Consider the following 14,628-nt stretch of genomic DNA (forward strand, 5'->3'; position numbering starts at 1 on the left):
TCAACAATATGTTATACTATCAAGGTTAAAAGGTATAAAGAAGATTATAGGAGGAAAAACTTAATGCAGAGTTTTGAGATGCAGTTAGGCGGCCGCACATTTACTGTTGAGACCGGAAAAATGGCTAAGCAGGCAAATGGTGCTGTTTTGGTGCGCTATGGTGAGACTGTTGTTTTGGTTACAGCTACGGCTTCTGATGAGCCAAGAGAGGGTGTTGATTTCTTCCCTCTGACTGTAGATTATGAAGAAAAGATGTACGCCGTTGGTAAGATTCCAGGCGGTTTTATAAAGAGAGAGGGTCGTCCAGGGGAGTCTGCTATTCTTTGCAGCCGTCTCATTGACCGCCCTATTCGTCCTCTGTTCCCAGAGGGTTATCGTAATGATGTTCAGATTGTAGCTACAGTTATGTCTGTAGAACATGACAACGCTCCAGAGATTGCGGCTATGATTGGTGCATCCTGTGCTCTGACAATTTCCGATATTCCTTTCCTTGGTCCAATAGCTGGTGTTCGTGTTGGTCGAATTGATGGCCAGTTCGTTATCAACCCTACCGTTGAGCAGCGTGAGGTTTCTGATCTTAATCTGACCATTGCTGGCTCCCGTGATGCGGTAATGATGGTTGAGGCTGGTGCCAATGAGCTTCCAGAGGAGGTTATTTTGGAGGCTATCCTCTTTGGACATGAGGAGATCAAGAAGATCGTTGCTTTCCAGGATGAGATCCAGAAGGCTTGTGGCAAGGAGAAACGCGAGGTTAAGCTCTTTGCTGTTCCAGAGGAGCTGGAAAAGGCTATTCGTGAGTACGCTACTGACAAGCTGGATCAGGCTGTTCGTAATCCTGACAAGCTGGCCCGTGATGAGGATATTTCCAATGTTAAGGCTGAAGCTATGGAACATTTCCTTGAGCTTTATCCTGATGCCATCAAGGAAATTCCATATATGCTTCACAAAATCGTTAAGGAAATCGTACGCCGTATGATTACCAAGGAGAAGATTCGTCCAGACGGTCGTGAGGTTGAGGAGGTTCGTCCTGTAAGCTGTGAAGTTGGCATTTTGCCTCGTCCACATGGTTCTGGCCTCTTTACCCGTGGTCAGACCCAGGTTCTCACTGTTACCACCTTGGGTTCTCTTGGTGATGAGCAGGTTCTTGATGGCCTCGGCGTTGAGACTTCCAAGCACTACATTCATCAGTACAACTTCCCTGGCTATTCTGTAGGTGAGGCTCGTCCTGTTCGTGGTCCTGGACGTCGTGAAATCGGTCATGGTGCTTTGGCTGAGAGAGCTTTGGTTCCAGTTATTCCTTCTATTGAGGAATTCCCATACACCATTCGTATGGTATCAGAGATTTTGGAGTCCAACGGCTCCAGCTCCATGGGGTCCGTTTGCGGCAGCACCCTTTCTCTGATGCACGCAGGTGTTCCTATTAAGCGTCCTGTATCCGGTGTGGCTATGGGTCTGGTTAAGGATGGGGATGATTACACCATTCTCACTGATATTCAGGGTATGGAAGATGCTCTGGGCGATATGGACTTTAAGGTTGCTGGTACCACTGAGGGCGTAACTGCAATTCAGATGGATATCAAGATTAAGGGCATCTCCCGTGAGATTCTTTCCGCTGCTCTTGCACAGGCAAAGCGCGGTCGTGCCTTTATTCTCGGCAAGATGCTGGAGTGCATTGCTGAGCCTAACAAGGAGCTGAGCAAGTATGCTCCTCGCGTAACCACTATGCAGATTAAGCCAGATAAGATTCGTGAGGTTATTGGACCTGGCGGAAAGGTAATCAAGAAGATTATCGAGGACTGCGGTGTTCAGATTGATATTGATGATGACGGTACCGTTCGCATTTCTGCTACCAGCGTTGAGGCTTCTGAGGCAGCTATTGCCTGCATCAACGAAATCGTCAAGGAAGTAGAGGTAGGCGAGGTTTATAAGGGTAAGGTTACCCGTATTATGAATTTCGGTGCCTTTGTAGAGCTGTTGCCAGGCCGTGAGGGCCTGTGCCACATTTCCCAGCTTGACAAGAAGCGCGTTGAGAAGGTTGAAGATGTTGTCAACGTTGGCGATGAGCTGGAAGTTAAGGTAACTGAGATTGACCAGAAGGGCCGTGTAAACGTATCCCATAAGGTTCTCCTGTAAAATATTTATGCCCGCTTTGCTTTTGGTGAGGCGGGCATTATCTTATTTTTTGGAGTTTTAGATATGAGAGAAAGAAAGAAGACAGTTTCCGAGCTGTTACGAAGATACTTGCTTTATACTTTGGGTATTATCCTGATGGCTTGCGGTATAGCTGTTCTGATTAAGGCGGAAATGGGCGTGGCCCCTATGGTTACCATGCCTTATACTATATGGTTAATTGCAGATGTATTTACAGTAGGAGCCTGGATAGGTCTGTTTAATTTTGCCGGTCTTATGGGCCAGCTTATTATCCGCAGAGGGCGGGTAAAAAAACAGGCAATGATAATGCAAATTATCACGGCTCTGGCTCTGGGGATATTTACGGATATGGCCCTAAATTCCCTGGCTGGCTTTAATCCTATATCCCATTCCAGCAGGGCTGTTACTTGCTTTGTAAGCAGTGTACTGATGGCCAGCAGCCTTTATTGCTGCGTAATATCCAGTGTGGCTTTACTGCCGATAGATTCTCTGCTGAGACTTTTGGGGGCAATTTACCATAAGAAATTTTCCACCATGAGATGGATTTCTGACATAATCCTGTCTCTGTTCTCCGCTGTTTTGGGACTTGTATTTTTGGGCAATCTTGGAGGCGTCCGTGAAGGAACCATTATCGTGGCCGTATTCACTGGCGTTATTCTAAAGCTGCTCATGAAATATCTGCGTTGGTTTACTTATATTTTGTTGCCTGAGAATCGTGTAGATGATATTTCCTCTGTTATTGATGATGATATTAACGAGAAGCATTTTGTACTGACTGTATCCCATGAATATGGCAGTGGTGGGCATTCTATAGCAAGACGCATTGCTCACGAGCTTAATCTTCCTTATTATGATAGTGATATTATCCAGATGGCTGCAGAGGATAGTGAATTTGCATATAAATATCTGGAGGAACACGGTGACAAGGTTACTTCCAATGCCCTTTACAGCTTGTATGAGTGGTATACCTCTGCTTATGATAAGGATGAGGAGCTTACCCAGGAGCAGGTGTATAAAATTGAGGCCCAGGTTATCCAGGAAATTGCTGCCAAGGATTCATGCGTTATTGTGGGGCGCCTGGCCAACTACGTGCTGCAGAATCATAAAAATTCTTTGCACATTTTCATTACTGCTGACGAGCTTGATCGTACCAAACGTGTTATGCGTAAGGAAAAAATTGATCATCAGCAGGCAGTGGAACAGATAAAGAAGCACGCCAAGCTGAGAACTGAGCATTGCCGTAAATTTTCTGATGCTCAATATGGTATTGGCGCCAGCTATGATATTACAATTAAGTCCAGTAAATACGGTGTGGACAGAACGGCTGCTATTCTTCTGCAGCTGATTAAAGAGTTTAGGCTTATCCAGTTTTAAGTATGTTTGAGGTGATTATATGAGATTATCGAGTAAGGGACGCTATGGTGTAATTGCTATGCACGAATTAGCTATGGCGTATGGTAAGGGGTCCATTACGGTTAAGACTATTGCCGAGAATCAGGGCATCTCTGACAATTACCTGGAACAGCTTATGGGGGCATTGAAGAAAGCCGGCTTTGTAAAAAGTGTTCGTGGTGCCCAGGGTGGCTATATGCTGGCCAAGGCTCCTAAGGATATAACCATAGGTGAGATTATTGTCACTATGGAGGGACCTGTTATTTTTGCCGACTGTATGCTGGCTCCCTGTGAAAAGGCAGAGGGCTGTGGCCGTAGAAATGTTTGGTCGCATATAAGTGATAAGGTAAATGATGTGCTTAACTCCATAACTTTGGCTGATCTTGTAAGGGAAAGCAATGGGTAAGTATTACAATTGGGACTCGCATGTCAATGCGGGTCCTTTTCTTTATTTTTGTTTATTTTCAAAAAATAGAATTGTTGCTATTGAGTATAAAAACTTAACCATGTATAATATAGTAGAGTTTTTGTGTAGGAGGTTAGAACATGCTGGGAGATATTCTTAGGAGAGAACGAGAAAAGCAAGGACTAACGATTAAAGATATAGAGAATGAGACCAGTATCAGGTCTTTATATATTGAAGCAATAGAGAAGGGTGATTATGATCACCTGCCAAGTGATGTATATACCAAGGGCTTTATCCGTAACTATGCCAAGGCCCTGAATATGGACAGTGATCCATTATTACAGCAGTTTAATTCCGAGAGAAATATTGATGTTCCTGTTCAGCCAGTTGACCAGCGCCCTCAGGAGACTTACTATGATGATGTGCCACAGCGCACCATTACTGTAAAATCTTCTTCATATTCTGCTTCTGGCAGCGAGGGTGGCAATCTCTTTTCTTCCGGTAATGATTATCGTGAGCGCACCGAGGAAAAGGGTGGGTCCAGAAAATTCATGATTCTTCTGGCTATGATGATTGTGTTCTTGGGCGGTGTATATTATGCCTTCAGTGACGACCCGGCTCAGGAGAAGTCAAAGCCTACTGTAAAGACAGAAAAGGTTGTGGACAAGAAGCAGGAGCAACCACCTGTTGTTGAAAAGAAGTATGATTCCGTTGAGGTTTCTGCCAAGTTTACCGATCCATGCTGGATTTCAGTTAAGACTGACGGCAAGGAAGTATTTGAAGGCACTGTGGATAGTGGCAAGGAGATGTCCTGGAAGGGTAATGACAAGGTTGAGCTTATTGCTGGTAATGCCGGAGCCATTGAGCTTACTTGGAACGGAAAGAGCCTGGGGGTTCTTGGTAGCAAGGGACAGGTCGTGGAGCGCCTTATGACCAAGGAGAGTGATGGCGCCAAGGCTAAGACTGCTGATGCCACCAAGGATGAAGGTGCAAAAACCAAGTCAACACCAACTAAATCTGATACTTCTAAGTCAAATAAGAGTGCCAAATAATTCAAGTTGTTGATGGTGTGATTTAATGAGCTTTTTACCAATATCAAAAGAGGATATGGAAATTCGGGGCTGGCAGCAGCTGGATTTTGTCTTTGTATCAGGTGATGCCTATGTGGATGATCCCAGCTTTGGCCCGGCCATATTATGTCGTCTATTGGAAAAGCATGGCTATAAGGTGGGGATTATCCCACAGCCGGATTGGCACAATATCAAAGATTTTGCCCGCCTTGGGAAACCTAGGCTGGGCTTTCTTGTTTCAAGTGGAAACCTGGATTCGCAGCTGAATAGATTTACTGCAGCCAAAAAGGTTCGCCATCAGGATGCCTATTCTCCCGGAGGTAAGGCTGGTCACCGCCCGGAAAGGGCAGTGGTGGTGTATACTCAGATGCTGAGAAGGTGCTGGGGAAATGAGGTTCCGATTATTATTGGTGGTATTGAAGCCAGCCTTAGGCGTTTTGCCCATTACGATTACTGGGGAGATCAGATTCGCCAGTCGATATTGGCGGAAAGCGGTGCTGATATTCTGGTATATGGTATGGGTGAAAAACAGCTTATAGACATTGCTGCACAGCTCCATCAAGGCGTTGAAATACAGAATATTCAAGATGTTCAGGGTACCTGCTTTAGGGTGCCCAATTTTGACTATATTTGGGATTTTACGCCAATTCCTTCCTATGACGAGGTTAGAGCCAGCAAGGAGAAGTTCGCTGAGGCATTTAAAACCGAGTATTTGGAGCAGGATGCTTTTAGAGGAAAAAAGCTGGCCCAGCAAAATGGTGAATGGTGTATTGTTCAGAATCCACCAGCCATGCCTCTTTCCGTGGAGGAAATGGACGAAATATATGATTTGCCCTATGAGCGCAGATGGCACCCTATTTACGACAAGGACGGGGGGGTACCAGCCTATGCAGAGGTTAAATTCAGCATTACGGCCCATAGGGGATGCTTTGGTGGCTGCAATTTCTGTGCTATTATTTCCCATCAGGGCAGAATTATCCAGCGTCGCAGTGATGAATCCATTATTCGCGAGGCTAAAATACTTACAAAATTGCCGGATTTCAAGGGATATATCCACGATTTAGGTGGTCCTACCGCCAATTTTCATCGCACCTCCTGTGATATGCAGCTGGAGCGGGGAACCTGTCATGGAAAGCAGTGTCTGTCCCCTGATGTGTGCCATAACCTTATTGTGGATCACAGTGGATATATGGAGCTGCTTCGTAAAGTCAGGGCAATTCCGGGTATCAAGAAGGTCTTTATCCGCTCTGGGATACGCTTTGACTATTTGATGTTGGCCAAGGATGATTTTTTACAGGAGCTCTGCGAAAATCATATCAGTGGTCAGCTTAAGATTGCCCCTGAGCATATATCTGACAGGGTTACCCGTATTATGGGGAAATCCTCCCGCAATGTCTATGTGCGGTTTGTGGAGCGTTTCAATCGCATGAACAAAAAACTGGGTAAAAAACAGTTTTTGGTTCCCTATTTCATGTCCAGTCACCCTGGCTGTACACTGGAGGATGCCATTGAGCTGGCGGTGTTTATCAAGGAAATGGGATATCATCCGGAGCAGGTTCAGGACTTTATTCCAACTCCTGGCACCCTTTCCACCTGTATGTGGTACAGCGGCATAAATCCTATGACCGGAGAAAGGGTGTATAGTGCCAAAAAGCCTGAGGACAAGGCTATGCAGCGGGCATTGATGCAATACTGGCTTCCAAGAAATTATGACCTTGTCAAGAAGGCCTTGGAAAAGGCAAAGCGGTTTGACCTCATTGGCTATGGCCCGAATTGTCTTATTCGTCCTGAAAAGGGCGGTAAAGCTGTATCTCATAAGGATACAATCCATAAAGGCACATTTCATAAAGAGAACAGAAATAAGAACAGCAAAAAAGCAAGCAATAAAAATGGTAACACGCGTAAGGTTAGAAGGAAGGTGCAGTAATGCTTTGCCCATTTTGTAATAAAGAGGATAGCAGGGTGATAGATTCCAGAGCAGTGGATGATGGTCGTGCTATCAGAAGGCGCCGTGGCTGCCCTCATTGTGGCAAAAGATTTACTACCTTCGAGACAGTGGAGCAGCTGCCCCTGATGGTTGTAAAGCACGATGGCAGTCGTCAGGTCTTTGACCGCAACAAGCTGTTGAACGGTCTTATCCGTTCCTGTGATAAGCGGGATAAATCACTGGAAAGTGTGATGATTCTTGCTCATGATATTGAGCAGGACATACATCGGGAATTTGAGCAGGAGGTTCCATCCAAGGCTATTGGCGAAATGACGTTGAGGCATCTGAAAAATTTTGACCAGGTAGCATATATCAGATTCGCCTCCGTATATAGGAAATTCTCTGATATAAATAGCTTCCGCCATGAGTTGGATGTGCTTTTGGCAGACGATGATAAAAATGATTAAATGATTAAAATGGAGGAAAATACTTGTCCTGGAAATTGAAGGAACAGCTCAAAAATATGCTGGCAGAAGAATCTGGATACTACATTTATCACGCTGGTGGCAGAACCAGGGTGGCTTTGTTGTATCCAAATTCCTATTTTGTGGGTATGTCCAATCTGGGCCTTCATATCGTATACAGATTACTAAATCAGCGTGACGATACCGCCTGTGAGCGGGGGTTCCTGCCGGAAAAACGTCAGCAGGATGAGTATATAAAGCATAGGGTCCAGCTTATGACCATGGAAACCCAAAGTGCGATTTCCACCTTTGATATTGTGGCCTTTGTTATGTCCTTTGAAATGGATTATTTCAACATTTTAAGGATGCTGGAGCTGGGGAAGATAAAGCTGTTGGCCACAGAGCGTGGGGAAATGGATCCCTTGGTAATTGCTGGTGGTCCTTGTGCCACCTTTAATCCCGAGCCTATGAGTCCCTTTGTGGATGCCTTTATTATCGGTGAAGGAGAGGCTGTTATGCCCACCTTTATGGATACATATAACAGGGCAAGGGGTGAGGGGCGTTCCAAGGAAGAAATCCTTTCTATTTTGGCAAAAATACCAGGAGTGTATGTACCTTCACGCTATGAAGTCAGTTATGGACTGGATGGTTATGATACTCAGATAAAACCAGTAGGTGATGCCCCGGAGAGGATATGCCGTCAGTGGCAGGAAAATCTCGATGAATATCCCGGTGAGACGGCAATTTACACAGAAAATACGGAATTTAACCTTCATTTGGTGGAAATCGCCAGAGGCTGCGGCCGCCATTGCAGATTCTGTATGGCTGGCTATTGCTTTAGAAGACCCCGCAATCGCTCTTTGGAGGCCATTGAGAAAATGCTGGTGGCAGCCAAGGAAAAGGGGCGCCGTGTGGGGCTGATGGGAGCGGCAATTTCTGATTATCCAGAAATAGATCAGCTTTGTAGGGAAATCCTTGGGGATGGACTTAGCATGTCGGTGGCTTCATTTAGGGCAGATTCCGTTACCCAGGAGCTGGTGGACTCACTTGCCGCCAGTGGCTTGAAGACCTTGACTATGGCCCCGGAGGCCGGCAGTACCCGCATGAGGGCTGTTATAAATAAGGGCATTGAGGAGGAGCATCTCTTGAATGCCATGAGCATGGGAATCAAGGCTGGCATACGAAATTTTAGACTGTACATTATGATTGGCCTTCCAGGCGAAGAACCATCGGACATTCAGGGCATCATTGATATGGCCTTAAAGCTGAAGGATTTTATGGAAGAAAAGGGAGCCACAGGCCGTCTTACCCTAAGTATAAATCCATTTATTCCTAAGCCCTTTACTCCCTTTCAATGGTCTCCTATGGCACCAATAAAATATATTCAGGGTGCTCTAAAGGAAATCACTAATGCTTTGAGGAAGCGTCATAATATTGAGGTCATTGCTGAGTCCCCTCGGGATGCTTATGTTCAGGCCGTTTTGGCCAGGGGAAACAGAAAAACAGGCCAATATCTTTTGGAGGCCTACGAAAATGGTGGCAGCAAGGCCATGAAATCCGTACTGAAAAGCCACAAACTGTCTATGGAGGATTTGGTAAGTCATCCCGTGTCCTTTGACAATATCCTTCCATGGGATATACTTGATATGGGCTTTACCAAGGATTATCTTAAAAAAGAATTAATAGAGTCGCAGCAGGAAAAGCCAAAGCACACAATTCAGTGCTTTGATGGTTGTAAACGCTGTGGCGTCTGCAAATAGATTTACGGAAAAGCGGTGTGATATTATATGAGTTTTTCCCTTGTATCAGGCAAATTGAAGAATCTGTGGATAGGAAAGTTCTCCATTTTTCCGGAGGAGTTGTTTGTTCATGGTATTTCCACAAGACATGGAGGCGTCAGCAAAGGTGCCTTTGACAGCCTTAATCTCGGCCTTCATGTGGAGGATGAGCTTAACGATGTAAGACGAAATCGTGATATATTCTTTGAAGGACTGGAGCTTCCAAAGGGACAGGGTACCACCTGTCAGCAGGTTCATGGAAGTAAGGTGGTTAAAATTACCAAAGCCCAGGCGGGTAGCGGAATGTATAATTTTGAGGAATCCATAAAGGATGCGGATGGCCTAATTACTAATGAGCCGCGTATACCATTGATGCTTTTCTTCGCTGACTGTACACCTATTCTTATAGCAGATCCTGTTCAAAAGGCTATTGGCGTGGCTCATGGGGGCTGGCGAGGCACAGTGGCTTCCATAGCTGCCAGGACCGTAGAGCTGATGGTAAAGGAGTATGGTTCAAAGCCGGAGAATCTTCTGGCGGGTATTGGACCAGCCATCGGTCCTTGCTGTTATGAAGTGGGAGCGGAAGTTATAAAGCAATTTAGGGATGCTTTTCCTGATTTTTATGATAAAATAATCATTGATGAAAATGGTGGGCAGCATCTTAATTTATGGAAGGCCAACCAGCTTCAGCTAATAAAGGCTGGAATTAAGCCGGAAAATATTGATGTAGCCGGCGTGTGCACCGCCTGCAATCATCGTCAGTTTTTCTCCTATCGTGCTGACAATGGTAAAACGGGGAGAATAGCTGCTGTATTATCAATAAAGTAAGTTTTATTCCCAAAGGGGGATTTTTAGATGATACCGGAGAAGTTGAGAGAGGTTAAGGAGAATATTGAGGCAGCCAAGGCTAAGAGAAGCTTTGATAAGGATCAGGAGGTCCTTCTGATTGCCGTTACCAAAAATCATGATATTTATGCTATGCGTGAAGCCATAGATGCGGGGGTTACTGATATTGGAGAAAACCGTATCCAGGAGGCCAAGGAAAAGTTTGAAACTCTGGACAGAGACGTGACCTGGCATCTTATAGGTCATCTCCAGACTAACAAGGCCAAGCAGGCAGTTAAAATTTTTGATATAATTCATTCTGTAGACTCGTTGCATTTGGCAGAAGCCGTAAATAATGCTGCAGCCAATATTGGCAAAATTCAAAAGGTTTTGGTCCAGGTGAATCTTGCCAAGGAGGATTCCAAGTCGGGAATATATGCCGAGGATATGGAGGAGCTGCTTTACAAAGTGGATGAAATGCCGAACCTTCAGCTCATGGGACTGATGTGTATTGCTCCTAACTATGAGGATGTGGAGGATTGTCGTCCTTTATTTGCAAAAATGCACGAAATTTATAATCGCGTGAAGGAAATGGACTTCCAGACAGCGAATATAATATATTTGTCAATGGGTATGACTCATGATTATCAGATTGCCATTGAGGAGGGCTCAAATATGGTTCGGGTTGGAACCGGAATTTTTGGGCCAAGACAATACTGATGTGTAGCTTGACATTTAATTGAGGAGGAACATCCTGTGGGGAAGATAGATTCTTTTTTGGAAAAGATTGGCATTAAGGACACAGATGTGGACGAAGTGCTTTTGGATACTGTTGAGGAGGAAGAAGTGGACAGACCGGTGCCTCCAAGAGCCAAGCCTGCTGAACCTGTCAGCTTTGGTTCCCGCCGTAGTATGCATGATAGAAAGGTGATAAATATGGGGTCTGATTCTATATCCATCCGTGAAGGTGGTGCAGCTGCTTCCATGGCCAATGCCATGATGAAGGTAGTTGTTATTAATCCAAAGAATATTGATGATTGTCAGCAGATTGCCAACTGCCTCAAGGAAAAGCGGCCTGTTGTAATCAATTTGGAAAATGTTGAGGAGCCTACAGCTGTCCGCATTATTGACTTTATCAGCGGGACAATCTATGCCATTGATGGTGCTGTGAATAAAATCAGCCGTAATGTATGGCTCTTTGCGCCAAAGAATGTAAATATTGCTGTAAGTCAGCAGAATCATGGCCTGAATAATATGCCATGGGAACCAAATAACAATAATAAATGATGAACATTTAAATAAATTTCAATTAAGAAGGGCTGGTGTCTGACATGAAAATTGGATTTATTGGTGGTGGAGCAATGGGAGAGGCTCTCCTGTCCGGAGTATTGTCTAATGGTTCGGTGGCTCCAAAGGATGTATTTGTCTCAGAAATCAGGGAAGACAGATGTCAGGAGCTTAAGGATAAACATGGCGTCAATGCTGTCACTGACAACGATTTTGTCAAAACTGCAGGTCTTGACATATTGATTTTGGCAGTTAAGCCACAGGTGGCTGCTGATGTTATGTCATCTTTAAAGGGCAAGGTGCCAGATGATATTTTGGTGGGCTCTATTATAGCAGGTCTTCCTATTAAGACCCTGGAGAAGTATTTCCCATCTAATCCTATTGTCCGTATTATGCCTAATACACCATTGGCAGTAGGCGAAGGCATGTCAGCTTATGCCAGAAATGAGCATGCTCACGGCAAGGCAACAGTTAAGGCACTCAGAGATATTCTCTATGCATGTGGCCAGGCTGTTGAGGTTAAGGAAAGCATGATGGATGCGGTTACTGGCCTTTCCGGCAGTGGTCCTGCTTATGGCTTTCTTATGATCGATGCTTTGGCAGATGGTGGCGTGGCAGCAGGTCTTCCGCGTCAGACAGCTATTTTGTTGGCTGCTCAGACACTATTGGGTGCTGCAAAGATGGTGGTGGAAACCGGCAAGCATCCTGATGTGCTGCGTGACCAGGTTACCAGTCCGGCTGGTACTACTATTGCGGGCGTTCGAGTAATGGAACAGCAGGGGGTACGTGGTGCCCTTATTGATGCAGTGCTTGCTGCTACTGAGCGCTCAAAGGAATTGGGGAAATAATTTAAGGTATGGCAGGTTCTGAACAAAAAGAAAAGATTATTAGATATTATAAGGGAACTGAAGGTGCTGATACTGCTATCAAGCTGGTGGATATGGCCGAGCAGGTTATGCGTAGCCAGAAGTTCCGCATCAGTGGCTTTTTGGACCTTTATGGACAGGAGATCGCTGAGACTGTTGTGGCCAATTATCCTGGTATCAGACTGGAATTCAATGGCGGATATCAGGGAGCTGAGCGCCAGCGGGCCATGTTTATTGATGAAACCTTCGGTGGGAGTCCCGGATTTGATATTGTAGTTATTAAGGCCACCTGGAATGGTGAATATGAGCATATTGGCCACCGTGATGTTTTGGGCTCCATTATGGGGCAGGGTATTGAACGGGACCGTATTGGAGATATTCTCATGGGTGGTGCCACAGCCCGTATTTTGGCAGATAAAACCATGGGGGCTTATCTCATAGATAACCTCACTCAGATTGGTCGCACCGGAGTATCCTGTGTTGAAGATGATCTGGCCAATATTACACCAAAGGAAGAAAGCTGTAAGGAAATTCGTGCCACAGTTGCCTCCCTTAGAGTGGATTCCATTGCTGCCGCAGGCTATGGCTCATCCCGTAGTCGTGCCGCTTCTGATATTGCGGCAGATAAGCTGAAGCTTAATTGGCAACAGGTAAAGAATGCTTCCCAGTCTGTTAAGGAGGGAGATGTTCTCTCCATGCGTGGCCGTGGTCGCCTTGAGGTGGTTGAGGTTCGTGGAACCACTAAAAAAGGACGTATTGGCGTACTATTAAAACGATATATTTAATAATTTTTTAGCCACCTTAGGGTGGCTTTTACTTTATTTGGCAGGAATTTTGATTTTAAAGGGCGAATTTAATAACGGATATAAAGGTGATTTGCTATTGTTTTTAATATATGACTGGGGGTATATATGGAAAAACACTTTTCTATTCCTATTTCTAGGCGTAATTTTATGAAATTGGCCGGTGTGGCCATGGCTGGGGTTATGGTAGGGGGAGTCGATACACCAAAAGCCCAGGCGTTTAGTGGAAAGACAGCTATAGCAAATTTCAATGGTGCTGATTTACCAGTTCTTTACGATGTGGATGCTTGTGTCGTTGGTGGTGGTGCTGCCGGTACAGCTGCGGCTATCAATGCCGGGAAAAATGGGGCAAGCACCGTTCTGGTAGAGCAGGGAATTTCCTTAGGGGGCCTGGCTACCCAAGGCTTGGTTTATCCGTGTATGCGGACATTTGCTTATGATAGCGACACCCCATATATATTGGAGCTTAACAGGCGCATTGAGGAAAAACAGGGCGTTGAGCCATTGCGTGGTATGGAAGACGAGACAAGCTACGGTGGTGGACAGGGATTTTATGTGCCGGAATGTCTGACCTGGCTTTATGATGAGTGGTGCGAGGAAGCTGGGGTAGCAGTTCTTTATGGTACTACACTGGTGGGGGCAGTAGTAGAGAATGGAGCTATCACCGACTGTGTGGTACAGACAGTAGATGGCTTGGCTAAAATTCGGGCCAAGACCTTTATAGATGCTACGGGAGATGCCTTGTTGTCCCGTTTTGCAGGTGTTCCAACGGAAAAAGGGTCAGAAAGAACAGGACGTAATCAGCCTATGACCCTGCGATTTGAAATGAGCGGGATTGATGTGCCAAAGGTCTATCATTTTTTCCATGATAAGCTGAAGGATACCTGGATGGGAGAAAAAAGTGATCGAAGATTTGAAGAAGATGTAAAAAAAGGGCTTGTTCCGTTCATGGAATTTGCAAAATGGAAAAAGACGGAGAACTTCTTTAAAGAGGGCGTTCGCAGGGGTGAGGTTACTGAGGATGATATCCTGTATATCCAGGCCTTTGCCATCATTGGAAAGCCACATACCATGTCCATGAATTGTCCTGAAATTCCACCATTAGGCTTCTCATCTACTGATGCTATTTCCCGTAGTCAGGCAGTGACTTTTGGGCGTAAAATGACCCGTCGTCTGTCGGCTTTCTTCAAGAAGAATATTCCTGGCTTTGAAAATGCTTTTATCAGCAAGGAAGCCAGTATGGTAGGTGTTCGCGAGTCCTGGCGTATTCGGGGGAAATACTATCTTACAGAGGAAACGTATATGAAGCGGGAAAAATTTGTGGATGCTATATGTCGTACCGCTTATCCTATTGACATTCACGATGTGAAGCTGGATGTATTCGAAAAGCTAAAAAAAGGCGAGTATTACGAGATTCCGTTCAGGACATTGATTGCTGATAAGGTGAATAATTTGCTGACAGTTGGCCGCTGTGCCAGTGGCAGCTTCGTTGCCCAGGCCTCCTTCAGAATCCAGCCCACCTGCATGAGTATGGGAGAGGCAGCGGGGATTGCCACTGCATGGGCAGTAAAGCACAGTATGCCGGTGTCTGAGGTTAAATGGGAGGAAATTCCAGAAACTCAGCGAAGCTATATTAGTAAGGGATAATATAGGGGGATA

Annotated in this window: 13 protein-coding genes; all 13 read left to right on the forward strand. The window is 45.3% G+C overall.

What is annotated here, in order from left to right; translation table 11 throughout:
* Positions 1–63 precede the first annotated feature (63 nt).
* The 13 genes from T355_RS0106105 (at position 64) to T355_RS0106165 (ending at position 14,616) form a co-directional block, all read left to right on the forward strand.
* Positions 64–2,133, forward strand: coding sequence for a polyribonucleotide nucleotidyltransferase (locus T355_RS0106105; RefSeq protein ID WP_027396988.1), 2,070 nt, complete (start codon positions 64–66; stop codon positions 2,131–2,133).
* 63 nt (positions 2,134–2,196) lie between these two features.
* A complete protein-coding gene (locus T355_RS0106110; RefSeq protein ID WP_027396989.1) occupies positions 2,197–3,525 on the forward strand; it encodes a cytidylate kinase family protein in 1,329 nt (442 codons plus the stop codon).
* Between the two features lie 19 nt (positions 3,526–3,544).
* Positions 3,545–3,949: an RrF2 family transcriptional regulator gene (locus T355_RS0106115; RefSeq protein ID WP_027396990.1), complete on the forward strand. Its 405-nt coding sequence runs from the start codon at positions 3,545–3,547 to the stop codon at positions 3,947–3,949.
* 140 nt (positions 3,950–4,089) lie between these two features.
* A complete protein-coding gene (locus T355_RS13755; RefSeq protein ID WP_051555416.1) occupies positions 4,090–5,001 on the forward strand; it encodes a helix-turn-helix domain-containing protein in 912 nt (303 codons plus the stop codon).
* 25 nt (positions 5,002–5,026) lie between these two features.
* On the forward strand, positions 5,027–6,946 hold the full coding sequence (locus T355_RS0106125) for a YgiQ family radical SAM protein (protein WP_027396991.1): 1,920 nt from the start codon (positions 5,027–5,029) through the stop codon (positions 6,944–6,946).
* Positions 6,946–7,413, forward strand: a complete 468-nt coding sequence (gene nrdR / locus T355_RS0106130; RefSeq protein ID WP_027396992.1) for a transcriptional regulator NrdR — start codon at positions 6,946–6,948, stop codon at positions 7,411–7,413. Before T355_RS0106125 ends, nrdR begins: the two co-directional genes overlap by 1 nt.
* Before the next feature lie 23 nt (positions 7,414–7,436).
* Positions 7,437–9,170, forward strand: coding sequence for a radical SAM protein (locus T355_RS0106135; RefSeq protein ID WP_027396993.1), 1,734 nt, complete (start codon positions 7,437–7,439; stop codon positions 9,168–9,170).
* A gap of 27 nt (positions 9,171–9,197) precedes the next feature.
* Positions 9,198–10,016, forward strand: coding sequence for a peptidoglycan editing factor PgeF (pgeF, locus tag T355_RS0106140; protein ID WP_027396994.1), 819 nt, complete (start codon positions 9,198–9,200; stop codon positions 10,014–10,016).
* Between the two features lie 27 nt (positions 10,017–10,043).
* Positions 10,044–10,733, forward strand: coding sequence for a YggS family pyridoxal phosphate-dependent enzyme (locus tag T355_RS0106145; RefSeq protein WP_027396995.1), 690 nt, complete (start codon positions 10,044–10,046; stop codon positions 10,731–10,733).
* 36 nt (positions 10,734–10,769) lie between these two features.
* Positions 10,770–11,300, forward strand: coding sequence for a cell division protein SepF (locus tag T355_RS0106150; protein ID WP_027396996.1), 531 nt, complete (start codon positions 10,770–10,772; stop codon positions 11,298–11,300).
* A 44-nt stretch (positions 11,301–11,344) separates the two neighbouring features.
* The gene (proC, locus tag T355_RS0106155; protein WP_027396997.1) at positions 11,345–12,148 is read left to right on the forward strand and encodes a pyrroline-5-carboxylate reductase; all 804 of its coding nucleotides are present in this window, start codon (positions 11,345–11,347) and stop codon (positions 12,146–12,148) included.
* 8 nt (positions 12,149–12,156) lie between these two features.
* Entirely contained in the window at positions 12,157–12,951 is a 795-nt protein-coding gene (locus T355_RS0106160; protein WP_027396998.1) for an RNA-binding protein, read from the forward strand.
* Between the two features lie 126 nt (positions 12,952–13,077).
* Positions 13,078–14,616, forward strand: coding sequence for an FAD-dependent oxidoreductase (locus tag T355_RS0106165; RefSeq protein ID WP_051555417.1), 1,539 nt, complete (start codon positions 13,078–13,080; stop codon positions 14,614–14,616).
* Positions 14,617–14,628: the final 12 nt, after the last annotated feature.

The organism is Anaerovibrio lipolyticus LB2005 (assembly GCF_000621545.1).
In the GTDB taxonomy this organism is placed as follows: domain Bacteria; phylum Bacillota; class Negativicutes; order Selenomonadales; family Selenomonadaceae; genus Anaerovibrio; species Anaerovibrio lipolyticus_A.

Bases quoted from the DNA above. Each gene is read 5' to 3' on its own strand.
- T355_RS0106125 (WP_027396991.1), top strand. From the start codon at position 5,027: ATGAGCTTTTTACCAATATCAAAAGAGGATATGGAAATTCGGGGCTGG.
- T355_RS13755 (WP_051555416.1), top strand. From the start codon at position 4,090: ATGCTGGGAGATATTCTTAGGAGAGAACGAGAAAAGCAAGGACTAACG.
- T355_RS0106160 (WP_027396998.1), top strand. From the start codon at position 12,157: ATGGCAGGTTCTGAACAAAAAGAAAAGATTATTAGATATTATAAGGGA.
- T355_RS0106145 (WP_027396995.1), top strand. From the start codon at position 10,044: ATGATACCGGAGAAGTTGAGAGAGGTTAAGGAGAATATTGAGGCAGCC.
- pgeF (WP_027396994.1), top strand. From the start codon at position 9,198: ATGAGTTTTTCCCTTGTATCAGGCAAATTGAAGAATCTGTGGATAGGA.
- T355_RS0106105 (WP_027396988.1), top strand. From the start codon at position 64: ATGCAGAGTTTTGAGATGCAGTTAGGCGGCCGCACATTTACTGTTGAG.
- nrdR (WP_027396992.1), top strand. From the start codon at position 6,946: ATGCTTTGCCCATTTTGTAATAAAGAGGATAGCAGGGTGATAGATTCC.
- T355_RS0106110 (WP_027396989.1), top strand. From the start codon at position 2,197: ATGAGAGAAAGAAAGAAGACAGTTTCCGAGCTGTTACGAAGATACTTG.
- T355_RS0106115 (WP_027396990.1), top strand. From the start codon at position 3,545: ATGAGATTATCGAGTAAGGGACGCTATGGTGTAATTGCTATGCACGAA.
- T355_RS0106165 (WP_051555417.1), top strand. From the start codon at position 13,078: ATGGAAAAACACTTTTCTATTCCTATTTCTAGGCGTAATTTTATGAAA.
- proC (WP_027396997.1), top strand. From the start codon at position 11,345: ATGAAAATTGGATTTATTGGTGGTGGAGCAATGGGAGAGGCTCTCCTG.